Below are 25,645 nucleotides of genomic sequence, written 5' to 3'. Positions count from 1 at the left end.
CGTACGGCCTTGCAGTTGCACGTCGCCATGACGACACCCACGCTTGCCGACGTCCAGCACGACACCTTCACCGTGACGCTCGACGTCGCCGCCACGCCGGAGCGCGTGTACGAAGGCTTCGCCGACCCGGTCGTACGGCACCACTGGTTCTGGCTACCCGGAGGCGAGGCGACGTACGAGCACGACTTCCGCGTCGGCGGTGGCGAGTCGGCACGGAGCACGTTCCGCGCTCTTGACGGGACGAGCGAGCGACTCGCGTACGACTCCCGGTTCGTCGACCTCGTCCCCGCGCAACGGATCGTCCTCACCTACGAGACGCACGTGAACGACGTGCTTCGCTGGACGTCGCTCGTCACCGTCGTGCTCGACCCGACCGACGACGGCACGCGCCTGCGCTGGACCGAGCAGGTCACCTTCGTGACGCCGACCGGCAGCGGCGAGCAGGACCTCCCGCACGTCCACGGCGGGGCCCGCCTGCAGCTCAACGGCCTCCCCGGCGCGCTGGGCCTGTGAGGACAGACATTTGAGGGTCTTGAGTCGCCGCCCGCGTTACATGTAACGTTGACCCATGAGCGTTCGTGACCGTGTTGCCGAGCACCGCCGGCGCATGCGTGAGCGCGGATACCGGCCGATCCAGGTGTGGGTCCCCGACGTGCGGACCGAGCAGTTCCGCGACGAGGCGCACCGCCAGGCCGCGGCCCTCGCACGTGCGGATCGTCGCGCCGACGACCAGGACTTCGTCGACGAGATCTCCGACAGTTGGGACGAGTGAACCGCGGCGAGCTGTGGGCGGTCGCCGGCGGCACGTACGCGTCAAAGCCACGACCAGTTCTGATCCTTCAAGAGGATCTCTTCGACGCCACGGAGTCGGTCACCGTCGTTCCGCTGACCACGGCGGTTGTCGACGCCCCGTTGATCCGCATTCCCGTTCCGGCTACGCGCACGACGGGGATCGACCGGCCGAGCTTCGCCATGGTCGACAAGATCACGACCGTACGCCGCAGCAACGTCGGCGCGCGCATCGGACGACTCCCCACCTCGCTGCTGGTCGATATCGAACGAGCGGCCTTGCTGTTCCTCGGCCTCGCGCGCTGACCGACCGCGGTCACGTGCCGTCGCGGGCGAGAAGTCCGAGCAGCAGCGCGACCCGGTCCTCAGCGACGTCGAGCCGCGCGCCGGTCAGCTCCTCGACGCGCGCCATCCGGTTGCGCAACGTGTGGCGGTGCACGCCGAGCGCCCGTGACGCCGTCTCCCACGAGCCGTTGTGGCGCAAGAACACCTCGAGCGACTCCAGCAGCACGCGCTCACGCTCCGAGTCACCGTCGAGCAACGGCGCCAACGGCGACGCAGCCAGGGTCGCCACCCGCGCCCGTACGACGTCGTCAGCGAGGATCGCCTCCAGCGTCAGCGTGCCGTACCAGCCGACCTGCTGATGCGACGCCCGCGCCGACGCGGCTGCGTGGAGAGCCGCCGCCCGGCCCGACGCCGCTCGCCCGATCGGCAGCGCACCGCTCACCCCGACGACCACGTCGTGGCGTCCGGCGCGGGCCAGCCCCTCAGCCACGGCGTCCGCGCTGCCGTGCACGTCCTCGTCGCGGACCAGGACGAGCACGCCGTCGGTCGCGTCGGTCTCCACGTGCGCCACCGACGCGGCGTCGAGCGCGTGCGCGACGAGATCGAGCGGCGACGTACGGCCCTTGCCGGGGACTGCGATCAGCATCCGTACGCGGTCGCCGGGCTCGAACCCGAAGTGCTCGAGGTGCCGGACGACCGACGGAGCGACCACGTCGTCGTCGAGCAGCAGCTCCAGCACGGTCGCGCCGAGCCGGTGCCGCGCGTCGACGAGCTCGCGCGGGCGCTCGCGCTGGAGGGTGAGGAGCGAGACCGCCTGGTTGAGCAGGAGGCGGTCGCCGACGGACAGCGCACCCGGCACTTCGACGGCGAGCCAGCCGCTCGGACGCTCCAGGCCGCCGAGACGCTGAACGGCGAGCGTGCCGGTGCCGGAGACGACCGCGATGCTCGCGCGACCGGGCCAGGCCGCGAGGCCGGCGAGCTCGGCGACGACGCGGTCGCGCAGGTCAGGCGCCTCGCCCGCTGACGCGACCGGGTGCTCGAGCTCGTCGAGGACCAGGACGGTCGCGTGCAGCTCGTGGGCCAGCGCAGCGGACAGTCCCGCGACGCCGCCGTCGAGAGCGGCGCGCGTCATCTGCCGCTGGAACGTGACCGCGCGATGCATCACCGCGTTCTCCTGCTCCGCACGCCGTGCCGCGACCGCCTGCGCGATCGCCACGAACGGCGTCGGCAGCGGCACCTCGAGGAGGGGCAGGCCCGTCCGACGGCACGCGTCGCGCAGCCCGACCGGGATCGTCGCGAACCGCACGCCGACGCCGAAGGCCAGGCCGACCACGCCGGCCGCCACCAGGCGTACGACGTACGCCTCCTGCTCGGCATGTGCCCTCGGCATCCGCAGGCCCGTCGTGAGGACGAGCTCGCCGCCCCCGAGGAAGGGCGTGGGGTCGAGCACCTCGATCGCATGGGCCCAGCCGAGCCGGACCTCAGGTGCCTCCGCGGGCTCGACGAGCCGCAGTCCGAGCGCGTCCTGGTCGAGCAGCCACGCCAGCGAGACCCCGTACGGGTCGTCAGGCGGCACGGCGGGCGGCACGGCGGTCATGGACACAGTGTCCATGCCATGCAGCATCCGCGCACCGTTTCGGCAGGGACCCACGAGCAGCCGTCGCTCCTAGCCTGCTTGACACCCCCGTGTGCGACGAGGTCGCCGCGCACTGCCCGGCTTGCTCCGAGGGAGATTCCCGTGACGACTTCGCCGCTCGATCCCACTGCGTCCCACGAACCCGCGTCCCACACCGCCGACGACGCCCACCTCGCCTCGCTCGGCTACACCTCCGACTTCAAGCGCGACATGAACTTCTGGGGCAACTTCGCCCTCGGGTTCACCTATCTCTCGCCGGTCGTCGGCGTCTACTCCCTGTTCGGTACGTCGCTCGCGCAGGGCGGGCCGCCGATGATCTGGGCGATCGTGCTCGCGGCTCTCGGACAGCTGCTGGTCGCGCTCGTCTTCGGCGAGGTCGTCGCGCAGTACCCGGTCGCCGGCGGCGTCTACCCGTGGGCGCGTCGCCTGTGGGGCCGTCGCTGGGCGTGGATGACCGGCTGGGTCTACATGATCGCGCTGACCGTGACGATCGCCGCCGTCTCGTACGGCGCGGGACCCTTCGTCGCGATCGTGCTCGGCATCGACGGGACCACCGCCGTCACCGTCTGGTGCGCGATCGGCCTGATCGTGCTCACGACCCTCCTCAACCTCGGGGGCACCAGGCTGCTCGCCAGGATCGCGTTCTTCGGTTTCGCCGCCGAGCTCGTCGGCGCCCTCGTCGTCGGCATCTGGGTGCTGCTCACCGAGCGGCACCACAGCGTCGGCGCGCTGTTCGACACGTACGACGTCCAGGGCGACGGCTCGTACTTCCCGGCGTTCGCCGCCGCCGCGCTCATCGGCCTCTATCTCTTCTACGGCTTCGAGGCCTGCGGCGACGTGGCCGAGGAGGTCAAGGATCCGGGTCGCCAGATCCCCAAGGCGATGCGGATGACGATCTACATCGGCGGCGCAGCGGCCTTCTTCATCACCTTCGCGCTCATCCTCGGAGTCCCCAGCTTCGCGGCCGTGTTCGCCAGCGAAGAGCCCAGCGCGGTGGTGTCGACCGTCCTCGAGAACGCCTTCGGGTCGGTCGGCTTCCGCATCGTCCTCGTGATCGTGCTGATCTCGTTCTTGTCGTGCGTGCTCAGCCTGCAGGCCGCGGCGAGCCGCATGATCTATGCGTATGCACGCGACGACATGATGCCCGGCAGCGCACTGCTCAAGCGGTTCTCGAGCGCCCGACACGTGCCCCCGTACGCGCTGTCGCTCGCGGCGCTGATCCCGATCGTCATCATCCTCGGCTCCCAGGTCTCCGACAACGCGCTCATACGGATCATCTCGTTCGCCTCGTTCGGCATCTATCTCGCGTTCATGATGGTCGTCGCCGCTGCCCTGCGCGCGCGCCTGAAGGGCTGGAAGCCGTCCGGCACGTTCACCCTCGGCCGGTGGGGCCTGCTCGTCACGATCGCCGCGCTCGCCTACCAGCTGATGGCCTCGCTCAACATGATCTGGCCCCGTACGCCTGACGTGCCCTGGTACGACAACTGGATCGTCGCCGTGGGTGCGGCGATCGTGCTCGGCGTCGGGCTCGTCTACATGCTGCTCGCCCGCCCGTACCGCCACTCCGACGCCGCCCACGGCGACGCGCTCAACATCGTCACGCCGTATCCGGGGGAGTCGGGTTTCGACAGGCTCAACCAACGGGATTAGCCCAACCAACGGGGTTTCGACAGGCTCAACCAACGAGATGACACAGGAGATCGAGGATGACCGACACCGTGCACGTCCAGAACTTCGTCGACGGCGCGCTCGTCGACACGCGGGACGGACGCCGTACCGACCTCGTCGACCCGACCACCGGGGAGACGTACGGCGACGCGCCGCTGTCCGGCCAGGCTGACGTCGACCTCGCGTACGAGTCGGCGGCCAAGGCGTTCGACACCTGGCGGCGCACGACGCCGTCGGAGCGCCAGCAGGCCCTCCTCAAGATCGCCGACGCGATCGAGGCGCGCGCCGACGAGCTCGTCGCGGCGGAGAGCCGCAACACCGGCAAGGTGATCCCGGTGACCATGGCGGAGGAGATCCCGCCGATGGTCGACCAGATCCGCTTCTTCGCCGGCGCGGCGCGCGTGCTCGAGGGGCGCGCCACCGCCGAGTACATGGCCGGCCACACCTCGTGGATCCGCCGCGAGCCGGTCGGCGTGGTCGGCCAGGTGGCGCCGTGGAACTACCCGATGATGATGGCCGTCTGGAAGTTCGCCCCGGCGCTGGCCGCGGGCAACACCGTCGTCCTCAAGCCGAGCGACACGACGCCGGTGTCGACGGTGCTGATGGCGCAGATCGCCGCGGAGTTCCTCCCCGCGGGCGCGCTCAACGTCGTGTGCGGCGACCGTACGACCGGTGCCGCCGTGGTCTCGCACCCGACGCCGGCGATGGTGTCGATCACCGGCTCGGTGGGGGCGGGCAAGCAGGTCGCCGAGGCGGCGTCTCACGACCTCAAGCGCGTGCACCTCGAGCTCGGCGGCAAGGCGCCGGTCGTGGTGTTCGACGACGCGGACATCGCGGCGGCGGCCGAGGGCATCGCAGTCGCGGGCTACTTCAACGCCGGGCAGGACTGCACCGCCGCGACGCGCGTGCTCGTCCACCCGCGCGTCCACGACGACTTCGTCGCGGCGCTCACCGAGCAGGCGAAGGCCGCCACCACCTCGTACGGGCGCGGCAGCAACGACGAAGACGCGTGGGTGCCGCCGGTCAACAACGCGAACCAACTCGAGCGTGTCCTCGGCTTCCTCTCGCGCGTCCCCGACCACGCCACTGTCACGACCGGGGGCGGCCGGCAGGGCGATCGCGGCTTCTACATCGAGCCCACGGTCATCGACGGCCTGCAGCAGGAGGACGAGCTCATCCAGAGCGAGGTCTTCGGCCCCGTCATCACCGTGCAGACCTTCGAGCACGAGGACGAGGCCATCGCGAAGGCCAACGGCGTGCCGTACGCGCTCGCCTCGTCGGTGTGGACCAAGGACCTCGGGCGCGGCCTGCGGATGTCCAACGCGCTCGACTTCGGCTGCGTCTGGATCAACACGCACATCCCGCTCGTCGCCGAGATGCCGCATGGTGGGTTCAAGAGCTCCGGATACGGCAAGGACCTGTCCATGTACGGCCTGGAGGACTACACGCGGATCAAGCACGTGATGGCGAACCTCGAAGGATGACGATGATGACCGACCAGGCACGACTCCTCAAGACCGAGATCCCGGGGCCGCGCTCGGTCGAGCTGCACAAGGCCCGGGCGAAGCAGGTGGCGCGCGGCTTCGGCATCACGCTGCCGGTGTTCGTCGATCACGCGGACGGTGCGCTCCTCGTCGATGTCGACGGCAACCGGCTCATCGACATGGGCTCGGGCATCGCCGTCACGAGCATCGGGGCCGCAGCGCCGAAGGTCGTGGCGCGGATCGCCGAGCAGGCCGCGAAGATGACGCACACCTGCTTCATGGTCACCGAGTACGAGGGCTTCACCGAGGTCGCCGAGGCGCTCAACCGCCTCACGCCCGGCGACCACGAGAAGCGGACGGCGCTCTTCTCCACCGGCGCCGAGGCGGTCGAGAACGCGGTGAAGATCGCGCGCGCGGCCACGGGCCGTCCGGCGATCGTCGTGCTCGACCACGCCTACCACGGGCGCACGCTGATGACGATGACGATGACGGCCAAGAACGTGCCCTACAAGGAGGGCTTCGGGCCGTACGCGCCGGAGGTCTATCGCGCGCCGATGGCATACCCGTACCGCTACGACGGCGACGAGAAGGCGTGCGCCGCCGACGCCCTGGCTACGCTCAAGGACATCGTGCTCACGCAGATCGGCGCGCACAACGTCGCCGCGATTGTCGCCGAGCCGATCCAGGGCGAGGGCGGGTTCATCGTGCCGGCCGAGGGGTTCTTGCCGGGCGTGGTCGAGTTTGCGCGCGAGCACGGCATCCTGTTCGTCGCGGACGAGATCCAGACCGGGTTCGCGCGGACGGGCCGCATGTTCGCGAGCGAGCACGAGGGCATCGTCCCGGACCTCATCACGACCGCGAAGGCGCTGGCCGGCGGCATGCCGTTGTCCGCGGTGACGGGGCGCGCCGAGATCATGGACGCGGTCGCGCCCGGCGGGCTCGGCGGCACGTACGCCGGCAACCCGGTCGCGTGTGCGGCGGCGCTCGGTGCGATCGAGACCATCGAGAGCGAGGGGCTCGTCGCGCGGGCGGCGCAGATCGAGCAGCGGGTCACGCCACGGCTCGAGGAGATGCGCGCGGAGTCCGGTGGGCGGATCGGCGACGTACGGGGCCGCGGGGCGATGCTCGCGATCGAGCTCGTCGAGCCCGGCACGAAGGACCCGGCGCCGCGCTTCGCCCAGGCCCTCGCCGCACACTGTCATGCGGCGGGAGTGCTCGTGCTGGTGTGCGGGACGTACGGCAACGTGATCCGGCTGCTCCCGCCGCTGGTGATCAGCGACGCGCTGCTCGACGACGCGCTCGGCGTGCTCGAGGCCGGCGTGCAGGGCCTCCCCGCATGACCGCGGCCACCGACGTCTCGTACGACCCGCGCACCGGCGGCGTGAACGGTGAGGTCGCCGCGACTCCACCGGACGAGGTGGACGCGATCGTCGCCGCGGCCGCCGCGTGCGCGACGGAGGTGGCCGCCATGCCACCGACCGAGCGCGCCCGCTGGTCCGGCGCGATCGCCGACGCCCTCGAGGCCGCGCGCGACGAGCTCGTGGACCTCGCGGACAAAGAGACCGCGCTCGGGCGACCTCGTCTGGAGGGCGAGGTCGTCCGAGCGGCAGGACAGCTGCGGTTCTATGCCGATGTCGCGATCGAGGGCTCGTACCTCGGTGCCACGATCGACCACGCGGCCGGAGCCAACCCCGCGCTCGCCCGCGTGAACGTGCCGCGCGGACCGGTTGCGGTGTTCGGCGCGAGCAACTTCCCGTTCGCGTTCAGCGTCCTCGGCAACGACACCGCGTCCGCGCTCGCCGCGGGTTGCCCGGTCGTCGTCAAGGGCCACCCCGCGCACCCACTGCTCAGCCAGCGGCTCGGCGCGCTCGCGACCGACGCGCTGCGCGAGGCCGGTGCGCCCGACGGCGTCTTCGGGATCGTGCACGGCTTCGACGCCGGCGTACGGCTCGTCGAGGAGCCGCAGATCACCGCCGTCGCGTTCACGGGCTCGCAGCGCGCAGGCATGGCGCTGCGCGACGCGGCCGAGCGGCGTACGGCCCCGATCCCGGTCTTCGCCGAGATGGGCACCGTCAACCCCGTGGTGGTGACTGCCGCTGCGGCCGACGCACGCCTCGACGAGATCGCGTCGGGCTTCGTCGGCTCGTTCACGCTGGGCACCGGCCAGTTCTGCACGAAGCCCGGCCTCATGCTCGCCCCGCACGGCTCAGGCGCCGCCGCCGCCGTCGCCGACGCGCTCCGCGACGCCGCACCCCAGGGCTGGTCGCTCACCGAGGGCATCGCCGCAGCAGCCCGTACGGGCGTCGGCGAGCTCGTCGACGCCGGTGCGGAGGTCGTCGCGTCCGTCGACGGCCCCGAGGCCGGATGGTCCGTCGCGTCCACCGTCCTCTCCGTCCCGCTCGACGCGCTGGAGCCGGGGAGCCGGCTGCTGGAAGAGTGCTTCGGACCGGTCGCGCTCGTCGCGGAGTACGGCGACGACGAGGACCTCGCCCGTACGATCAACGCCCTGCAGGGCACGCTCGCTGCGGCGATCATGGCCGACGGCGAGTCCGACCCGGACCTGCCCGGCCTCCTCGCCCAGCTCTCCACCAAGGCCGGGCGCGTCACCGTCGGCGACTTCCCGACCGGCGTCGCGTACACATGGGCGCAGCACCACGGCGGCCCCTGGCCTGCGACCTCCGACCCGACCGCGACGTCGGTCGGAGCCTCCGCGCTGAGCCGCTTCACGCGGCCCGTCACCTACCAGTCGGTGCCGGAGTCAGCGCTTCCTGCGCCGCTGCGCGACGACAACCCGTGGCGCATCCCGCGCCGCGTCGACGGCCGGCTCGCGCTGCCCTGACGGCGCTGAGCGAACGACCGAGGCCCCCGATCCCGGAGGGAGGGACCGAGGGCCTCGGGTGCGGTGCGCCACGTCGTCCTGGCGAGCCGCCGGACGCCGTGCCGTCCCAAAGGGCGGCGGTCCCCGGTCTCGTGAGGGTGAGACCAGGGACCGCCTCGTACGACACCGCCCGTCCGATCACGGGCGGCGCCGACGTCTCATCAGCGGCGCTTCTTGACCGCGACCTTGATCGTCTTGGTCGCCGCACCGGTGGTCGCGCTGCCGAGGTAGCGGACCTTCAGGGTGACCTTGCCGGCCTTCGGCAACTTCTTGAGCGTGACCGTCGCGATGCCGGAGGAACCGACCTTCGCCGTCCCGATCTTCTTGCCCTTGGCATAGATCGCGACGGTGCCACCGGGCTTCACACCCGGCGCCTTCACCGTGACGCGCACCTTGGCGCGGGTCTTCTTGGCCACGACCTTCTTGGTCGTCACCTTCGCCGTCAGCGAGGCCTTGGCCTTGGTCACCGACACCCGCACCGACCCCGTGGAGGCCTTCGTCCGCACGTCACCGGAGTACCGCACCGACAGCGTGTGCGCGCCAGGCTTCAGCGCCGTAGGAGGCAGGGTCACCGACGCCTTGCCGCCCGCGACCTTAGCCTTGCCCAGAACCGTCGTGCCCTTGCGGACCTCGACCGTGCCCGTCGCACCGGCAGGCGCCACCGACACATTCACCTTCGGAGCGGCCACGCCGTAGCGCACGGTCGACGCCGACGCCGCCACCTTCGAGGCGACCGGGTCCACGATCGGCGCGCTTGCGATGACGAGGCTCTCGCCCTCCATCGCCGTGCAGTCGAGCCCCACCTTCTTGATCATCCCGCCGAGCACGCCCGGGTTGAGGATCGAGTTGATGAAGAACTTCTTCGGCATCGACACCGAGAGCTCGCCCGACCTGGGCGCGGTCAGCTCGGGAAGTCCGCCCATGACGGGGATCCTGACCCCGTCGGACGGGATCGGGAGCGACATCGGCACCATCGCGGACCGCAGCCCGGACATCGGCACCTCGTACGACTTGCCCGTCGCCGACTCCGTGAACACCGCCGTCGCCGTCGCAGCACCGCCGACCTCGATCTGGCCGAAGCCTGCCTCGTCGAGCGGCGGCGGGGCGTCGACCGGCGCTGCGGTGATGTCGCTCCCGGCGAGCAGCTCGGCCATCGGCTGCGCCATCTTCAGGTCGATCGCGGTGTCGCGCACCTTGAACTTCTCGCCCGGCGCGAGCGTGGTGGGCATGTGGGCCCTCACGTCCACGCGGAACGTGACGTCACCGCCCATGACCATGTTGACGAGGTTGCTCGTCCCCGGGTCGACGGGATCGTTCTCGTTGCCGATCTCGCCCGTTTCCATGTTGGCGCGGATGGCGAACGCACAGCGGTAGCGGACGTCGTTCAGGACGCCGCGCGCCGTGGTCCCCGGGTCGACGACGTCGACGGTGATCGAGCCGGTCGACTCGTCGCCGTCTCCATCGGTCAGCGTGTAGGTGAACGAGTCCGTGCCGACGAAGCCCGGGTCGGGGACGTAGGTGATCTTGTGCTGGATCGCCGCGAAGTTCGACGCGACGGAGTCGCTCGGGTCCTCCGGCGGCGTGAAGAACTTGACGAGCTCGCCGTGTTCGGGCTCGCCGTAACTGAACGAGTTCTCCGTCCACGTCCACGGGAACGGCCCGCCGGTCTCCGGATCGCGGGCGTACGGCCACGCGTCGAACGGCTTGTCCTTGCTGGTCGTGAAGCGCAGGTCGCGGACGTTCGCCAGCAGGTTCTCGATGCTGAACCGCACCGTCGACGTGCTGGACTCGCCGGCACTATCCGTCGCGGTGTAGGGGAACGAGTACTCGCCGACCGGGTCCTGCTGGTTCATGTTGATCTTGGCGGTGTCGCCGACGATCTCGATGTTGCCCCCGGTGTCCCCGTTCGGGCCGGTGATCGCGCCCGCGGAGTACGTGATCTCGCCGGACCCGCCGCTCGCCGCGAGCGTCGCGGTGGCGATCGGGAAGAATGGCGTCCGGTACACCGGTTTGTCGAGCGTGATGTCCTGCGTGACAGGCGCGTCCGCCGCGACGGCGCCGATCGCCGCGTTCGCTGGTGAGGCCGCTCCGAGAGCGGTGGTCGTTCCGAGCACGAGTGCGCCGGCGGCGATCGCCGCAATCGTCCGGCTCATGGCAGCGCGGCTGCGCTGACGGTGGTCCATCTGGTCTCCCTCCAGAGGTCGACGCGATTCACGCCGTACCGAATAACTCACTGTGACACAGTGAGATACGTCACGTGAATAAGATTTGAGAACTTCCTCGAATAAACGCCGACGCCGCCGCGCCTGGACACACGTGACGCGACCGCAACCTCGACGCCATACCCTCGAAGAGTGAGCAGATCCCCGCTGGTCCGCTGGGCCGACTACGACGCCGTGCTGTTCGATCTCGACGGCGTGCTGACACCGACTGCCGAGGTCCACATGCGTGCCTGGGCCGCGCTGTTCACCTCGTATCTCGACGAGCACCACATCACTCCCGCATACACCGACGCCGACTACTTCGCGTACGTCGACGGCAAGCCCCGCTACGACGGTGTCCGCACGATGCTCGCCTCCCGTGGCGCCACGCTGCCCGAGGGCGATCCCAGCGACCCGCCGACGGCTGAGACGGTCTGCGGCCTCGGCAACCGCAAGAACGCCGAGTTCGAGCGCGAGCTCGCCGCGAACGGCGTCGCCGCGTACCCGGGCTCCGTAGCCCTCCTCGACCACCTCGCGACCCTCCCGATCGGCCTCGCCGTCGTCTCGAGCTCGGTCAACGCGCCCGCCGTACTGGCAGCCGCGGGCCTGGCCGACCGCTTCTCGGTAGTCATCGACGGCGCCGTCGCGCGGGCGCACGGGCTGCCGGGCAAGCCCGCCCCGGACACGTACGCGTTCGCCGCCAAGGAGCTCGGCACGGACGACGCGCACTCGGTCGTCGTCGAGGACGCGGTCTCCGGCGTCCAGGCGGGCGCCGCGGGCGACTTCGCCCTCGTGATCGGCGTCGACCGCGGCGCAGGCCACCAGGTGCTGCTCGACAACGGCGCGGACATCGTCGTCTCCGACCTAGGGGAGCTCGCATGACCCCCGTCCCGCGCGACACCCCGCGCCCCGTCTCCGACTACCTCGACCGTCACCGCTGGCCGATCGACGAGTGGCGCCTCTCGGAGCGGTTCTTCAGCGCCGACGACCTCGGTCGCACGGAGACGCTGTTCGCCCTCGGCAACGGCTATCTCGGCCTGCGCGGCAACGTCGAGGAGGGGCGCGAGTCCCACAGCCACGGCACGTTCGTCAACGGGTTCCACGAGACGTGGAAGATCAACCACGCCGAGGAGGCGTTCGGGTTCGCCCGGGTCGGGCAGACGATCGTCAACGCGCCGGACGCGAAGGTCATCCGGCTCTACGTCGACGACGAGCCGTTGCTGCTGCCGGTCGCCGACCTCATCGAGTACGAGCGCACCCTCGACCTCCGTACGGGGGTGCTGTGCCGCGAGATCGTCTGGCGCACGCCCGCCGGCAAGCGTGTCCGCATCAAGGCGCAGCGCATGGTGTCGTTCACGCAGCGCCACCTGGCGGTGATGACGTTCGAGGTCACGCTGCTCGACGCCGCCGCGCCGATCACGCTGTCGTCGCAGATCCTCAACCGCCAAGATGGCGAGGACGAGTACCACGTCCGCTCCGCCGCGATGGGCGAAGGCGCCGACCCGCGCAAGGCCGAGCGGTTCGGCCGGCGCGTGCTGCTGCCGCAGCTCCAGCACGCCGACGAGGAGACCGGGCGGGTGATGCTCGGCTACAAGGCCGCCGAGTCCGGCATGACGCTCGGTGTCGGGGCCGACCACTCCATCGAGACCGTCGACCCGGTGCAGCGCCAGATGCAGGTCGACGACGACATGGCCAAGGTCGTCTACCAGATCGACGCGCAGCCCGGCCACACCGTACGCCTCACCAAGGTCGCCTCGTACCACACCTCGCGCGGCGTCCCCGCCCGCGAGCTCCTCGACCGGTGCCGCCGCACGCTCGACCGGGTCGAGGCCGAAGGGCTCCGTCGGCAGTTCGACGACCAGAAGGCGTGGCTCGCCGACTACTGGGCGAAGGCCGACGTCACCATCGGCGGCCAGCCCGCGCTGCAGCAAGCGATGCGCTGGAACCTGTTCCAGGTCGCGCAGGCCTCCGCCCGCGCCGAGGGGGCCGGCATCCCCGCGAAGGGCGTCACCGGCTCCGGGTACGGCGGCCACTACTTCTGGGACACCGAGATCTACGTGCTCCCGTTCCTCACGTACGTCTATCCCCAGCTCGCCCGGTCCGCGCTGCGGTTCCGCTACAACATGCTGCCCGCCGCGCGGCGCCGCGCCCGCGACCTCTCGAACCGCGGCGCGCTCTTCCCATGGCGCACGATCAACGGCGAGGAGGCGTCGGCGTACTACGCCGCAGGCACCGCGCAGTACCACATCGACGCCGACATCTCGTACGCCCTGAGCCGCTACGTCGACGCGACCGGCGACACCGACTTCCTCATGCGCGAGGCTGTCGACATCCTTGTGGAGACCGCGCGCCTGTGGACCGATCTCGGCTTCTGGCGCAGCGAGGGACGCGGCTCGTTCCACATCCACGGCGTGACCGGACCCGACGAGTACACGACGGTCGTCAACGACAACTTGTTCACGAACGTCATGGCGCGCTTCAACCTGCGCCGGGCCGCGCGGGCGGTGCGCGAGCTCGAGCGCGCGTGGCCGCAGGCGTACGGGCGGATGGTCGCGCGGCTGCACCTCGACAGCGACGAGGTCGAGGAGTGGGAGCGGGCCGCCGAGGCGATGGCGATCCCGTACGACGAGCACCTCGGCATCCACCCGCAGGACTCGCACTTCCTCGAGCGCGAGGTGTGGGACCTCGCGCACACGCCGGCGGACAAGCGGCCGCTGCTGCTGCACTACCACCCGCTGGTGATCTATCGGTTCCAGGTGCTCAAGCAGGCCGACGTGGTGCTCGCGCTCTATCTGCAGGGCGACCAGTTCACGACCGAGCAGAAGCGCAGCGACTTCGAGTACTACGACCCGATCACGACCGGCGACTCCACGCTGTCGGCGGTCGTGCAGGCGTTGATCGCGGCCGAGGTCGGCTACTCGGACATGGCAGTGCGCTATTTCACCGAGGCGCTCTACGTCGACCTCGCGGACCTGCACGGCAACGCCTCCGACGGCGTCCACGTCGCGTCCACCGGCGGCGTGTGGGGCACGCTAGCCAACGGGTTCGGCGGATTCCGCGACTACAACGGCGAGTTCTCGATCGATCCACGGCTGCCTGTGAGCTGGGACGAGCTGGTCTATCGGCTGACGATCAAGAAGAGCCGGATCCGCGTGCGCGTCACGGCCGATGCCGTCGAGCTCACCGTCGAGGAGGGGCCGGGCGCGAAGTTCTCCGTACGGGGCAAGATCGTGCACGTCACCGCCGCGGAGCCCGTCGTGGTGCCGCTGGAGGACCAGGGCCCCGTCCTCGCCGGAACACCCGGCCCCGGCCCGCTCGAGGGCGTACGCCGCGCCGACGGCTCCATCATCACCGCCACCGTCCCGCACCCCTAGGGCGCGCTGCACGACCTCGGAGGCGCCTCGGTTCGAGCGAGTGCCCGGGCCCTCCGCTCTCTCGGTTCGTTGGGGTACCCCAACGAACCGACGCCGCCCCTACTGGGCCGGTTGGGGTAGGTCGGGCCTCGGTCGGGTACCCCAATGAATGGCCTGGCGGAACGGTCCCCGACCCCGAAACGAGCGAGTGCCCCGACCCGTGGGCGGGCCGGGGCACTCGTCCCCTCGGAGGATCCGTACGGCGCTATCGCCGATGACGTGCTCGCGAGATGGTGCGGGTCGTTACTTCCTGACCTTCACCTTGATCGTCTTCGTCGAGCCCTTGGCGTACGCCGACCCGCCGTAGGTCACCTTGATCTTGTAGGTGCCCTTCTTCTTGAACTTCTTGAGCTTGATCGTCGCCTTGCCGTTCTTGACGGTGCCCTTGCCGACGGTCTTCTTGCCGATCTTGGCGGTGACCTTGCCGGACGCCTTCGGCGAACCGGCCGAGACGGTGACGGCGATCTTGGCCTTGGTCTTCTTGGCCTTGATCTTCTTGGGCGAGACCTTCGCGGCGACCTTCGAGGCGTTCTTGTTGATCGCGACCGAGCCGATGACGCGGCTACCTGCCGTCTTGCACGCCAGCGTGACGCCGATGCGGACATCGTCCACGTTGATGACGGTCGCGGCGATGCTGAAGGCGGCGGGCATGCTGAACGAGGCCCGAGTGTGGGCAGTTGCCGGGACCTTGATCGCGGGCACGTCGCCCACGGTCGCGATGTTCCACGGGGCGCCAGCCGTTGCGGGAACAGCGGCCTGCGCAGCCCTCAGGTTCGCGATGCCGACCGTCAGCGTCGACGAGCCGGGCGCCGAGAGGCTGACCTTGGCGTCCTTGGACTCGCCGCCGGCCGTGCGCCCGCGAAGGATGTCGTACGTCGCCTCACGCAGCGTCTCGGGGAGCGTCAGCGTGATGGTCGTCTTGCGGGTGGGCAGCGTCTGGTTGCGGTTGACGACACTCGGGACCTGGACCTGCGCACGCACACCCAGGACGTGGTTGCCGAGCGGAAGCGCGCCGGCATCGACCTTGCAGGTGTAGTTGAAGCGCTTGTCGAGGTTCACGTTGGCGGCGTTGGCTGCCGGTGCACCGGCGAGCACCAGGCCTCCGACTCCCGCGACCAGTGCAGTGCTTGTCGCGGCCGCTGCGAATCGCGTACGACGCTTGCCCGTACGGGCAGGCTTCGACTGAAGCATGATCGGTCTCCCTCCGAAGGAACGGTGCGATCTGCACCACATGCGAAAGAGAGTTCAACACCCGGTTACCACGAAGGGAACACGCGAATGACTTCCGTTACCTAACCGTGACATTTGTCCGTACGGCACGCGCGGTCGCATGCCCAGCCACGTCCTCAGCGGGGCACGCGGACCAGCAGAACGCCGGGCTCGACGGTCGCGCGGAGCTCGGTGTGGTCGCCGATCGGGTCCCCGTCGAGCTGCATCGGGGTCGGTCGGTCCGTCCGCAGCGTCACCGTACGGCCGGTCATCCGGTCGAGCCGCTCGTCGGTGCGCTTGCGACGGGCGAACAACCGCAGCCCCACCGACAGGAACGCAAACTTGTGCGGCGGCGCGATCGCCACGACGTCGATCTCACCGTCGTCGATCTGCGCGTCCGGCAGCAGCGGCAGGCCGCCCTGCAGGAACCCCACGTTGCCCACGACCACGGTCAGCGCGCGGCGGCGTACGAACGGCCCGTCGTCGATCGAGATCTGCACCCGCGTCCTGGGGAACCGGAACAGCTGCTTGACCCCCGAGACCACGTACGCGAGCCAGCCGACGCGCTTCTTGAGGTCCTCGTTGGTGCCCGTCATGATGGCCGCGTCGAAGCCGAGCCCCGCCATGACGAGGAACGTCGTCGAATCCTCCGAGCCGTCGATCGACAGCCGCACGATGTCGATCGCTCGGTCCTGGCCGACGAACGCGTTGTCGATCGCGTCGCCGGTGTGCAGCGGCAGCGAGAGGTTGCGTGCGAGCAGGTTGCCGGTGCCGAGCGGGATCACGCCGACCCCGATGCCCGTACGGGCGAGCTCGCCGCACGCCTCGCGTACGGTGCCGTCGCCGCCGGCCACGATGATCAGGTCGGCCTCACCCTCGAGCGCCTCGACGGCCTGCGACGCCCCCGGATCCTCGACGGTGGTCTCGAAGAACCGCGGCTCCGCCCAGCCGTGCCGGGCCGCAGCGTCGCGCACCTTCGTACGGAAGGCCTCCGGGTCGCCGACCTTGACCGGGTTGAGCACGACGCCGACCTGCCGGCGCCCCGTACCCGCGACGGCAGGGTGGGTGGGCTCCTCCACGGCGTACGCCGTACGGGTGAACAGCCACCAGAGGAACAGTGCGATCGCCGTCCCCAGCGCCCATCCGGCGACGACGTCGGACAGGTAGTGGACGCCGAGGAAGATGCGGTCGAGCCCGACGAGCACCCCGCAGGCGATCCACAGCACGCTCAACAGCGAGCGCAGCCCGCCTCGGCGTACGACCAGCAGCGTGACGATGACCATGATCGTCGAGAAGGTGGCGCCCGCCGTCGCGTGCCCGCTGGGGAAGGAGAAGGTGTCCAGCACCTGGATCGGGTCGTCGAACGTCGGCCGGGGGCGCTCGATCAGCCGCTTCAGCCCATAGACCGCGGCGTACTGGACGGCGATCGACAGCCCGATCCACACCGCGATCCGGTAGGACCGCCGCGCCAGCGCATACACGGCGACGATCAGCAGGACGATGCGCAGCGCCCACGGCCCGAGCCAGTCAGCGACCCACAGGAGAACGTCCGTGAGTGTCGCGCTGCCCACCACCGCCTCGTGCGCGGCGTCAGCGACCCGCTGGTCGAGGTCGATCAGCGGCGCCCACTCCCACCACACCGCAGCGGCGAGCGCGACGAAGACGGCGAAAAGGACGCCGCACGTCGTCGGCAGGAGGGCAGGGCGCGCCGGCCGGGCGCGGCGAAGGTCGATCGGCACCCGATCAGGGTAGTCGTGTCAGCCACGCCGATAGGCTGGGGGAATGATCGATGTTCGTACGCTGCGTGACGACCCTGACGAGATCCGTGCAGCCCAGGGCCGCCGCGGTGAGTCCGAGGCTGTCGTCGACGAGCTGATCGCCGCCGACGAGGCACGCCGCTCGTCGATCGGCCGGTACGAGGCGCTGCGGGCGGAGCAGAAGCAACTCGGCAAGCAGGTCGCCAAGGCCACCGGCGACGAGAAGGCCGCCCTGCTGGCCCGTACGAAGGAGCTCGCCGCACAGGTCAAGGAGGCCAACGCAGCCGCCGACGCCGCAAGCGCGACGTTCGACACGCTTTTCGCGACGCTGCCCAACTTGGCCGCTCCCGAGGCACCCGCGGGTGGCGAGGACGACTTCGTGGTCCGCGAGATCGTCGGCGAGCCGCGCGACTTCGCCGCCGAGGGGTTCGAGCCGCTCGACCACCTCGAGATCGGCAAGCGCCTGGGCGCGTTCGACATCGAGCGCGGCGCCAAGGTCAGCGGCGCACGCTTCTACTTCCTCACCGGCATCGGCGCCCAGCTCGAGCTCGCGCTGGTGCAGATGGCGATGGACCGCGCGAGCGCCTGGGGCTTCACCCCGATGATCCCGCCCGCGCTGGTCAAGCCGTCGGCGATGGAGGGCACCGGGTTCCTCGGCCAGGCCGCCGACGACGTCTACCACCTCGAGAAGGACGATCTCTATCTCGTCGGGACGTCCGAGGTGCCGCTCGCGGCCTACCACTCCGACGAGATCCTCGACGCCCAGACGTTGCCGCTCCGTTACGCGGGGTTCAGCCCCTGCTACCGCCGTGAGGCAGGCTCGTACGGCAAGGACACCCGGGGCATCTTCCGGGTGCACTGGTTCGACAAGGTGGAGATGTTCGTCTACGCGAAGCCCGAGGACTCGTACGCCGTGCACGAGGAGCTGCTCCGGCACGAGCAGGACTGGCTCGACGCGCTCGAGCTCCCGTACCGCGTCATCGACGTCGCGGCCGGCGACCTCGGCCTGTCGGCCATCCGCAAGTTCGACTGCGAGGCGTGGATCCCCACCCAGGGCAAGTACCGCGAGCTGACCTCCACCTCCAACTGCACGAGCTTCCAGGCGCGCCGCCTCGCCATCCGCATGCGCGACGGCGAGCAGATCACCCCGCTCGCCACGCTCAACGGCACGTTGATGGCGTCGACCCGGACGATCATCGCCCTCCTCGAGAACCACCAGCAGGCCGACGGGTCCGTCCGGGTCCCCAAGGCGCTGCAGCCCTATCTCGCAGGCCGAGAGATCTTGGAGCCGCTGTCTTGACGTTGACCTCACACTCCACCGACGACGCCGCCAGGACCTGGCGGCCCCGCATGATCGCCCTCGACATCGACGGCACGATCGTCGACTACGACAACGTGATGACCGACGCCGTCCGCGAGACGGTCCGCGCCGCAGCCGACGCGGGGATGCACTGTGTGATCTCCACCGGACGCGCCGTGCCGGGCGTCATGGACGCGGTCGCCAAGCTCGGCTTCGACGAGGGTCTCGCAGTGGCGAGCAACGGCTCCGTGGTCTTCTCGTACGACCCGATCACGCTCCTGCACACGGTCACTTTCGACGCCGGCCCCGCTGTACGGGCGCTGCTCGAGGCGGTGCCGGACGCTGCGGTGGCGGTCGAGAACGTCGGCGTCGGCTACCGCATGAACAAGGCGTTCCCCGACGGTGAGCTGAGCGGCACCATGGCGCACGAGCCGGTCGAGGACCTCATCGCCGAGCCCGTGAGCCGCGTGATCGTCCGCAGCCCGAATGCCTCGGCCGAGGAGTTCGCCGAGTTGGCACACTCGCTCGGGCTCGAAGGCACCAACTACTACGTCGGCTACACCGCCTGGCTCGACCTCGCACCCGAGGGAGTCTCCAAGGCGGCCGGGCTCGAGCACGTGTGCGCCGAGCTCGGTGTCGACCGCGCGGAGGTGCTCGCGATCGGCGACGGCTCCAACGACGTCGAGATGCTCGAGTGGGCCGGACGCGGGGTCGCGATGGGCCACGCTCCACTGCACGTCCAGGCCGTTGCCGACGACGTCACCGAGACCGTCGAGAACGACGGCGTCGTACGAGAGCTCGAGAAGTACCTCTGACCTGGCCCGACGACGCCCAATGGCGCCCGTCGGGCTCTCCCTGGGCCGGCCACCCCCGTGCGTGGCCGGACTCAGGGATCACGCGCTGAGGGAACAGGGCGGCTGGACGGTGTCGGCGACCGTGCTCGTCGAGCCCCTGCCCGACATGCTGGCCGAGACCACCTCGTCGAAGACGTCCAGGACCTCGTCGACCGTCGGCCGTGTCGTCCGAGTGCGCGCCGGGGCGACCGGACGCGGTTGCGTCGACGCCTCGCGCAGGTGGCGCTTGACGGTGGACAGCGAGCACCCGAGCCGCTCGGCGAGCTGAGCGAACGTGTCACGGGGGTAGAGGCGTCGCGCCGCAAGGATCGACTCGTGGTCGACCGGCGAGCCTGCCGTACGGACGCCGGCGATCCGGTCGATGTCGGGCGGCGTCAGCCTGATCCCGAGGCGGGAGCGCATCTCGGCGCGATCCTCGGGTGAGGTGCAGGCGGCGTAGCCCGCGACCTCGCCGTCCACGACGGCGCGATAGAGGCACTGGGTGAGAAGCGGGCACGCGGCACATGCTTCGCGTGCTTGGGCGTGAGCAGCCAACCACGCGTCCCAGCTCTCACCGGAGCGGGACAGGTCTTCGAGTGGTTCGCTGAGGGTGTCGTAAACGTCGGGCATCTGGGCGCAGGCGGGGACGACGTCCGTGTGGGCGTCGACCTGGCGGCGGTCCGAGACGATGTGCATGGCGACTGCATCTCCTTGTGGACTTCGAGATGCAGAAAGTCAAACATCGGTGTCAAGAGACATATCAGGGCGAACGTACTCAGACGGACGCAAATGTCTACTCAACGCCAGGCGAGTACCGGTCACACGTCTCACACCGTAGCGCCAATAAAGGTCACCCGCACAAGTTCTGTTACGGATCCGTGACCGTGGCCCGGGGTCGTCAGCTCAGAGGTACATGCCCGGCCGCTGCTGCGGACCGTCCTCGGCCACCTGTCCGGGCACGCCGGGGCGGCCCTGGACCGGGACTCCCTGAGCCCCCGGGAGCGCACGACGCATCTGCTGCAGCTGCGCCTGCGACGCCATCTGCTGGGCGTAGATCGCCGTCTGGATGCCGTGGAACAGTCCTTCGAGCCAGCCGACGAGCTGTGCTTGGGCGATCCGGAGCTCGTCGTCCGACGGCGTCGTCTCGTTGAACGGCAGGCTGAGGCGCTCGAGCTCTTCGACCAGCTCGGGGGCGAGCCCGTCCTCGAGCTCCTTGATGGAGGTCTGGTGGATGTCACGCAGACGCGCGCGGCTGGCCTCGTCGAGCGGGGCGGACTTCACCTCCTCGAGGAGCAGACGGATCATGCTCCCGATCCGCATCACCTTCGCGGGCTGCTCGACGAGCTCGGTGACTGAGCGTCCCTGGGCTTCGTCCTCGGCCGCTGGCTCCGCGACGGGTTGCCCGTCGGGCCCGATGACCTGGTGGTGCTCGCTGCCGGTGTGGTCGAACGGTTCGCCTGCCATCCATCCACTGTAGTCAGGCAACGGCGATGCCGAGGATCGGCGACGGCATTCCGCGCTGGCTAAGCCGCGCGCGAGAGCGTGAACGCGAGGGTGTGCTGCTCCCCAGGAGCGAGCACGACCAGGTCCACCCCCGACCGGAACGCGTTGGCGGGGCACGAGCACGGCTCGACGGCGACGGAACGGCGGTCGGGCGGCGTATACGCCTGCAGCCAACGGACCCCGGCTCCCAGCCCGACCACGGTCCTGCCCACCCGCACGACCGGCGCCCCGAGGTGCCCGTACGCGGTGTCGAGCGTGGTCGTACCGATCGGTCGCGACTCGCGGAAGTCGTACGGGGTTCCTGCCACGCCGGCCGTCCCCGTCGGGAGGCGCCGGTCCGCCGACGTCTCGACGAAGCAGGCCGCGTCGAGCGCGAGCGGGGTCTGCGCGACCGGATCGGCGACGAGGTACGGGTGAAAACCGCTGCCGTACGGGGCGTCGCCCTCTCCGGTGTTCGTGGCGACGAGCGACGCGGCGAGCCCTGCATCGGACACCATGTAGGCCAGGTCGAGCCGGATGGAGAACGGATATCCGGCAACGCGGGGCACGTCGGCCTGCAGGCCGACGGACGCCGACATCTGCTCCACTATCTCCCACTCCACGTCGTGGACGAGCCCGTGCAGCGCCGTGTGCTCCTCGGTCTCGTTGAGCGCCACCTCGTACGTCACGCCGTCGAACTCGTACGTGCCGTCCTCGAGGCGGTTGGGCCACGGGGCGAGCACGGCACCGCGGTACGCGGGGTGGCTGCCCTGACCGTCCTGCGGGACCACCACGTCCTCACCGTCGTGCACCAACGACGCGAGCCCGCCCCCGTACGGGTTGACCGTCGCCGACCACGCCCCGTGCGCGAGCGTGATCACAGCGTGAGCACGACCTTGCCGACGTTGCTCGACGCGTCGAGGACCCGGTGTGCCTCGGCGACGTCCTCCAGCGGGAAGGTCGCGTGGATCACCGGGTTGAGCGTCTGGTCGGCGAACATCGACCACGTGCTCGCCGCCAGGTCGGACACGATCTCGCCCTTCTGGACCGGCGGCCGGCCGCGCAGGCTGATGGCGGCCACCGAGCCGCGCTTGGCGAGGAGGGCACCGAGGTTCAGCTCGCCCTTCACCCCGCCCTGCAGCCCGATCACGACGAGCCGCCCGTCGTGGGCGAGGGCCGCGACGTTGCGCGGGAGGTAGGCCGCGCCCATGTTGTCGAGGATGACGTCGGCACCGTGCCCCTCAGTGGCGGCGCGCAACCCCTCGACGAAGTCGATCTCGCGGTAGTTCATCGCGACGTCGGCGCCGAGCTCACGGCACGCCTCGAGCTTGGCCTCGGACCCTGCGGTCACGGCGACCCACGCCCCGAAGGCCTTGCCCATCTGGATCGCCATCGTGCCGATCCCCGATGCCCCGCCGTGCACGAGCAGGCGCTCGCCCGGCTGGAGGTCGGCGGTCATGAACACGTTGGACCACACCGTGGCCGCAACCTCCATCAGCCCGCCGGCCGCTACCTGGTCCATGCCCTCGGGCAGCGGGGCCACCTGCTCCTGGGGGACGGCGACCTTCTCCGCGTACCCGCCGCCGGCCAGCAGCGCGACGACGGGGTCACCGACCTTCCAGCGGGTGACGTCGGCGCCGACCGAGGCGATCAGGCCGGAGCACTCGAGGCCCAGCACGTCGCTCGCGCCTGGCGGCGGCGGGTAGTGCCCCTGCCGCTGCAGGACGTCGGCGCGGTTGACCCCTGCGGCCACCACGTCGATCACGACCTCACCCGGTCCGGCGACCGGATCGGGGAGGTCGACCACGGTCAACGCCTCGGGCCCTCCGGGCTCCTTCACCACCACGGCACGCATGGCCACACCGTACCGTCGGGTCAGGTGGTCCACTCCTGGGCCAGCGCGGTCACGCGGTCGAGGGCCTGGTCGAGGTCCTCGGCGCTCCCACCGGCCTGTGCGGCCGCGAAGCCGACGAGGAACGCGGTCAGCGGGGCCGCCGGCCGTTCCACCGCGTGGGCGACCTCGCGCGCGGTGTCGAGGAGGGCGTGGAGGTCGTAGTCGGGCTCGATGCCGAGGGCCGCGCAGACGACGTCACCCCAGTCGTCGAGCGAGCGCTCAGGTCCGGTCGAAGTGCTCATGCGTCCGACGGTAGGTCCTCCGGCCGGTCCACGTCATGGCCCTCGCGCCCCCGCGTGGGCAGCTGCCGTACGTGCAAGGGCTCCAGGAGCGCCCGTACGGCCACGCCGTCCCAGTCCGCCAGGCGTGTCGCGGCCGTCCTGAGAGCGTCGCGTCGCCACGCGCTGCAAAGATATTGGGCGCGCCCGTCCGGGTCGACGAGCAGCGCGCCGTCGCTCGTGGGGGACTCGTCGACCGCCGTGACCAGGCGGTCGACCGTCTCCTGGGTCACGTACGGCAGGTCGGCCGCCAGGAGGACGGCGTACGGGGCAGCATCCGCGGAATCGCCCTCGATCGCGGCGATCCCGGCGACGACGGCGGCAGCGGGGCCGGCACCCGCAGGCTCCTCACGCGTCCACGCCACGGGACGTACGGTCGGACGCCGCGGCCCCACCACCCGCACATGCCGGCCACCGGAGGCAGCCCCGAGCACGCGGTCGAGCAGGGACTCCCCGCCGACACGGGCCGCGAGCTTGTCCGAACCGAACCGGCGGGACGACCCTCCGGCCACGACGATCACGTCGTACGGCGGGACTCCGGGCTGCACGATCGGTGAGACGGGCACGGCCTCACCCTGCCGCAGCGTGGACGGCCCTGCAAAGATGGACGTATGCAGGTCGCCCTCGTCCAGCTGAGCGCGACGACCGACGCCGACACGAACCGAGCGTTGGTCGACGACGTCCTCGGCACTCTCGGTCCGCGCGACGGACTCGACCTCGTCGTGCTCCCCGAGGCGACGATGCGTGACTTCGGCACCTCTGACGACGACCTCCGCGGGGCCGCCGAGCCGCTCGACGGCGCCTTCGCCGCACAGCTGGCAGGACACGCCGCGCGCCTCGGCGCCCACGTCGTGGCCGGCGGGTTCGAGAGCCACCACGACGCCGCGGGCGCAGCCGATCTCCCTTACAACGTGCTTCTCGCCTTCGCGCCCGACGGCACGCTCGTGACCACGTACCGCAAGATCCACCTGTACGACTCCTTCGGCTATGCCGAGTCCGAGCGCCTTGCCCCGGGCCAGATCGCCCCGGCCGTCTTCGAGGTCGCAGGGCGGCGCGTCGGGCTGATGACCTGCTACGACCTGCGCTTCCCCGAGATGGCGCGGATGCTCGTCGACGCGGGTGCCGACGTCCTGTGCGTCCCGGCGGCCTGGGTCCGCGGGCCGCTCAAGGAGGACCACTGGTCGACGCTGCTGCGCGCTCGAGCCATCGAGAACACCGTCGACGTCGTCGCCGCGGACCAGTGCGGCAAGTACGTCGGGCACAGCATGGTCGTCGACCCGCTCGGCGTCGTGGTCGCCTCGGCCGGCGAGGAGCCCGCGATCGTCCGCGCGACGCTGTCGGCCGAGCGCCTCGAGCGCGCCCGTACGACCAACCCGTCGCTGGCCAACCGCCGGATCGGCGTGACGCACGAGGTGGTGGCGCCGTGAGCAACACGTCCGGAGGCCGCCGCGCCGCGCCGCACAGGCGCGCGAGCGACACCTTGAGCTACATCCCGCCGATCCGCGAGCCTCGCTTCAGCATGAAGGCGCTGCGTGCGGCCGGGGTCAGCGGTCTGTTCCTCGCCTGGCTGGCGGGCTTCGCGGTCGCGATCACGTCCGTGGTGGCGGTCGGCTTCCCCGACCGGTATGCCCGGTACGGCGCAGCGGTGCTCGCCGTCGTCTTCACCGCCGGCGTCGCCCGGCGCAGCGGCGGCCGCAGCACGCTGTGGTCGATCCTCGTCGCCGCCTTGAGCGGCATCGCCCTGCTCACCGAGTGGTCGTGGGCCATGGCCGGCGCCTCGGTGGTGACCGCGACGTTCGGCGCGGTGCTCGCCGTCCTCATCACGAGACCGGCCGAGACTCTGTCGGGCGTCCTCCGCGAGTATGCGATCGCGCTCGTCATGGCGACCAGCGCGGCCGTCGCCGTCGCCGCCTGGAACGCCCCGCTGGTCCAGCAGCGCTATTACATCCTCGTGCTGGTGGCGGCGGTCGCGACGATCTTCGGCATCGTCTGGAGCCTCGGGGCCGGTCTGCACGGGCTCGGCCGGCGCGGCGTCACGCTGATCGCGGGCGGGGCCGGCGTGCTCGCGGTGCTCCTCGTCTACAGCACGATCGTCCGCTCGTACGGCTCGCCCGAGCTGGTGAGCGCGATCGACGACACGGCGGACTGGCTGCGCGACACCATCGGCGGCGTCCCTCGGCCCACCGAGGTGCTGATCGGGTTCCCCGCCCTCGTCTGGGGGATCAGCACGCGTTCCAACCGCCGGCAGGGCTGGTGGATGTGCGCGTTCGGCGTCGTCGGCACCGCCGTGATGGCCACCGGACTCGCGTCACCGAACGCCGACGTCACGTACGTGGCGCTGTCGACGTTCTACTCGGCGATCCTCGGGCTCGGGCTCGGGCTCCTCATCCGCAAGCTCGACCCGGGCTCCACGTCGCGCTCTGGCCGTCGTGCCGCACGCCGTGAGGACGGCGACGCGTTCGTCCGCGCCGAGCCCGCGCGCTTCACCGCCCTCAAGTAGCCCGAGCAGCTGCCCTGTCGTCCGGGTCGGTGGGTGGT

General features: G+C 70.6%; 23 protein-coding genes. 13 read left to right on the top strand and 10 right to left on the bottom strand.

What is annotated here, in order from left to right:
* Window positions 1-27: 27 nt before the first annotated feature.
* The 3 genes from ACFSDF_RS01750 to ACFSDF_RS01740 are packed head-to-tail and all read left to right on the top strand — an operon-like array spanning window position 28 to window position 1,095.
* Window positions 28-513 (top strand): SRPBCC domain-containing protein, encoded by a 486-nt coding sequence (locus ACFSDF_RS01750; protein WP_167249475.1) that lies wholly within the window; start codon window positions 28-30, stop codon window positions 511-513.
* 55 nt (window positions 514-568) lie between these two features.
* On the top strand, window positions 569-772 hold the full coding sequence (locus ACFSDF_RS01745) for an antitoxin MazE-like protein (protein ID WP_167249477.1): 204 nt from the start codon (window positions 569-571) through the stop codon (window positions 770-772).
* On the top strand, window positions 769-1,095 hold the full coding sequence (locus ACFSDF_RS01740) for a type II toxin-antitoxin system PemK/MazF family toxin (protein ID WP_167249479.1): 327 nt from the start codon (window positions 769-771) through the stop codon (window positions 1,093-1,095). Before ACFSDF_RS01745 ends, ACFSDF_RS01740 begins: the two co-directional genes overlap by 4 nt.
* Before the next feature lie 10 nt (window positions 1,096-1,105).
* Here ACFSDF_RS01740 and ACFSDF_RS01735 read toward each other — a convergent pair whose 3' ends face one another.
* Window positions 1,106-2,671: a PucR family transcriptional regulator gene (locus ACFSDF_RS01735; RefSeq protein ID WP_377155861.1), complete on the bottom strand. Its 1,566-nt coding sequence runs from the start codon at window positions 2,669-2,671 to the stop codon at window positions 1,106-1,108.
* 141 nt (window positions 2,672-2,812) lie between these two features.
* On the opposite strand from ACFSDF_RS01735, the gene ACFSDF_RS01730 reads away from it, so the two are divergent.
* The 4 genes from ACFSDF_RS01730 to ACFSDF_RS01715 are packed head-to-tail and all read left to right on the top strand — an operon-like array spanning window position 2,813 to window position 8,701.
* Window positions 2,813-4,360 (top strand): APC family permease, encoded by a 1,548-nt coding sequence (locus ACFSDF_RS01730; protein WP_377155859.1) that lies wholly within the window; start codon window positions 2,813-2,815, stop codon window positions 4,358-4,360.
* 56 nt (window positions 4,361-4,416) lie between these two features.
* The gene (locus ACFSDF_RS01725) at window positions 4,417-5,862 is read left to right on the top strand and encodes a gamma-aminobutyraldehyde dehydrogenase (protein ID WP_167000963.1); all 1,446 of its coding nucleotides are present in this window, start codon (window positions 4,417-4,419) and stop codon (window positions 5,860-5,862) included.
* The gene (gabT, locus tag ACFSDF_RS01720) at window positions 5,859-7,202 is read left to right on the top strand and encodes a 4-aminobutyrate--2-oxoglutarate transaminase (RefSeq protein WP_377155856.1); all 1,344 of its coding nucleotides are present in this window, start codon (window positions 5,859-5,861) and stop codon (window positions 7,200-7,202) included. The genes ACFSDF_RS01725 and gabT overlap by 4 nt, the downstream gene beginning before the upstream one ends.
* On the top strand, window positions 7,199-8,701 hold the full coding sequence (locus ACFSDF_RS01715) for an aldehyde dehydrogenase family protein (protein ID WP_167000960.1): 1,503 nt from the start codon (window positions 7,199-7,201) through the stop codon (window positions 8,699-8,701). Before gabT ends, ACFSDF_RS01715 begins: the two co-directional genes overlap by 4 nt.
* 200 nt (window positions 8,702-8,901) lie before the next feature.
* On the opposite strand, the gene ACFSDF_RS01710 is transcribed toward ACFSDF_RS01715, so the two are convergent.
* Window positions 8,902-10,923 carry an Ig-like domain repeat protein gene (locus ACFSDF_RS01710; RefSeq protein WP_377155853.1) on the bottom strand — a complete coding sequence of 674 codons (2,022 nt, stop codon included), beginning with the start codon at window positions 10,921-10,923 and terminating at the stop codon, window positions 8,902-8,904.
* 171 nt (window positions 10,924-11,094) lie between these two features.
* Here ACFSDF_RS01710 and ACFSDF_RS01705 point away from each other — a divergent pair, with 171 nt between their 5' ends.
* Window positions 11,095-11,823, top strand: a complete 729-nt coding sequence (locus ACFSDF_RS01705) for an HAD family hydrolase (RefSeq protein WP_167000957.1) — start codon at window positions 11,095-11,097, stop codon at window positions 11,821-11,823.
* Window positions 11,820-14,315 carry a glycoside hydrolase family 65 protein gene (locus ACFSDF_RS01700; protein ID WP_167249489.1) on the top strand — a complete coding sequence of 832 codons (2,496 nt, stop codon included), beginning with the start codon at window positions 11,820-11,822 and terminating at the stop codon, window positions 14,313-14,315. The genes ACFSDF_RS01705 and ACFSDF_RS01700 overlap by 4 nt, the downstream gene beginning before the upstream one ends.
* Before the next feature lie 282 nt (window positions 14,316-14,597).
* Here the strand turns inward: ACFSDF_RS01700 and ACFSDF_RS01695 are convergent, their stop codons facing one another.
* Entirely contained in the window at window positions 14,598-15,545 is a 948-nt protein-coding gene (locus ACFSDF_RS01695) for a DUF6801 domain-containing protein (RefSeq protein ID WP_167249491.1), read from the bottom strand.
* A 155-nt stretch (window positions 15,546-15,700) separates the two neighbouring features.
* Window positions 15,701-17,302, bottom strand: a complete 1,602-nt coding sequence (locus tag ACFSDF_RS01690) for a bifunctional phosphatase PAP2/diacylglycerol kinase family protein (RefSeq protein ID WP_167000954.1) — start codon at window positions 17,300-17,302, stop codon at window positions 15,701-15,703.
* Between the two features lie 43 nt (window positions 17,303-17,345).
* Here ACFSDF_RS01690 and serS point away from each other — a divergent pair, with 43 nt between their 5' ends.
* Entirely contained in the window at window positions 17,346-18,620 is a 1,275-nt protein-coding gene (serS, locus tag ACFSDF_RS01685) for a serine--tRNA ligase (protein ID WP_377155850.1), read from the top strand.
* On the top strand, window positions 18,617-19,435 hold the full coding sequence (locus ACFSDF_RS01680) for an HAD family hydrolase (protein WP_243842845.1): 819 nt from the start codon (window positions 18,617-18,619) through the stop codon (window positions 19,433-19,435). The genes serS and ACFSDF_RS01680 overlap by 4 nt, the downstream gene beginning before the upstream one ends.
* Before the next feature lie 78 nt (window positions 19,436-19,513).
* On the opposite strand, the gene ACFSDF_RS01675 is transcribed toward ACFSDF_RS01680, so the two are convergent.
* The 6 genes from ACFSDF_RS01675 to mobA form a co-directional block, all read right to left on the bottom strand.
* Window positions 19,514-20,149, bottom strand: a complete 636-nt coding sequence (locus ACFSDF_RS01675; RefSeq protein WP_167000950.1) for a WhiB family transcriptional regulator — start codon at window positions 20,147-20,149, stop codon at window positions 19,514-19,516.
* A 207-nt stretch (window positions 20,150-20,356) separates the two neighbouring features.
* On the bottom strand, window positions 20,357-20,917 hold the full coding sequence (locus tag ACFSDF_RS01670) for a bacterial proteasome activator family protein (RefSeq protein ID WP_377155847.1): 561 nt from the start codon (window positions 20,915-20,917) through the stop codon (window positions 20,357-20,359).
* A 59-nt stretch (window positions 20,918-20,976) separates the two neighbouring features.
* Entirely contained in the window at window positions 20,977-21,816 is an 840-nt protein-coding gene (locus ACFSDF_RS01665; protein ID WP_167000946.1) for an aldose epimerase family protein, read from the bottom strand.
* The gene (locus tag ACFSDF_RS01660) at window positions 21,813-22,790 is read right to left on the bottom strand and encodes an NAD(P)H-quinone oxidoreductase (protein ID WP_167249497.1); all 978 of its coding nucleotides are present in this window, start codon (window positions 22,788-22,790) and stop codon (window positions 21,813-21,815) included. Before ACFSDF_RS01660 ends, ACFSDF_RS01665 begins: the two co-directional genes overlap by 4 nt.
* A gap of 20 nt (window positions 22,791-22,810) precedes the next feature.
* Entirely contained in the window at window positions 22,811-23,071 is a 261-nt protein-coding gene (locus tag ACFSDF_RS01655) for a DUF6457 domain-containing protein (protein WP_167000942.1), read from the bottom strand.
* Window positions 23,068-23,673, bottom strand: coding sequence for a molybdenum cofactor guanylyltransferase (gene mobA / locus ACFSDF_RS01650; protein ID WP_377155844.1), 606 nt, complete (start codon window positions 23,671-23,673; stop codon window positions 23,068-23,070). Before mobA ends, ACFSDF_RS01655 begins: the two co-directional genes overlap by 4 nt.
* Before the next feature lie 45 nt (window positions 23,674-23,718).
* Between mobA and ACFSDF_RS01645 the strand changes: the two genes are divergently transcribed.
* Together ACFSDF_RS01645 and ACFSDF_RS01640 are read left to right on the top strand one after the other, a co-directional pair.
* A complete protein-coding gene (locus ACFSDF_RS01645; RefSeq protein WP_377155842.1) occupies window positions 23,719-24,534 on the top strand; it encodes a carbon-nitrogen hydrolase family protein in 816 nt (271 codons plus the stop codon).
* Window positions 24,531-25,607, top strand: coding sequence for a hypothetical protein (locus ACFSDF_RS01640; RefSeq protein WP_167000936.1), 1,077 nt, complete (start codon window positions 24,531-24,533; stop codon window positions 25,605-25,607). The genes ACFSDF_RS01645 and ACFSDF_RS01640 overlap by 4 nt, the downstream gene beginning before the upstream one ends.
* The last annotated feature ends 38 nt before the right edge of the window (window positions 25,608-25,645 follow it).

The organism is Mumia zhuanghuii, from assembly GCF_042681565.1.
Classification (GTDB): domain Bacteria; phylum Actinomycetota; class Actinomycetes; order Propionibacteriales; family Nocardioidaceae; genus Mumia.
Note: the sequence above shows the minus strand (reverse complement) of the source record. Positions and strands in the feature narration are given on the sequence as shown.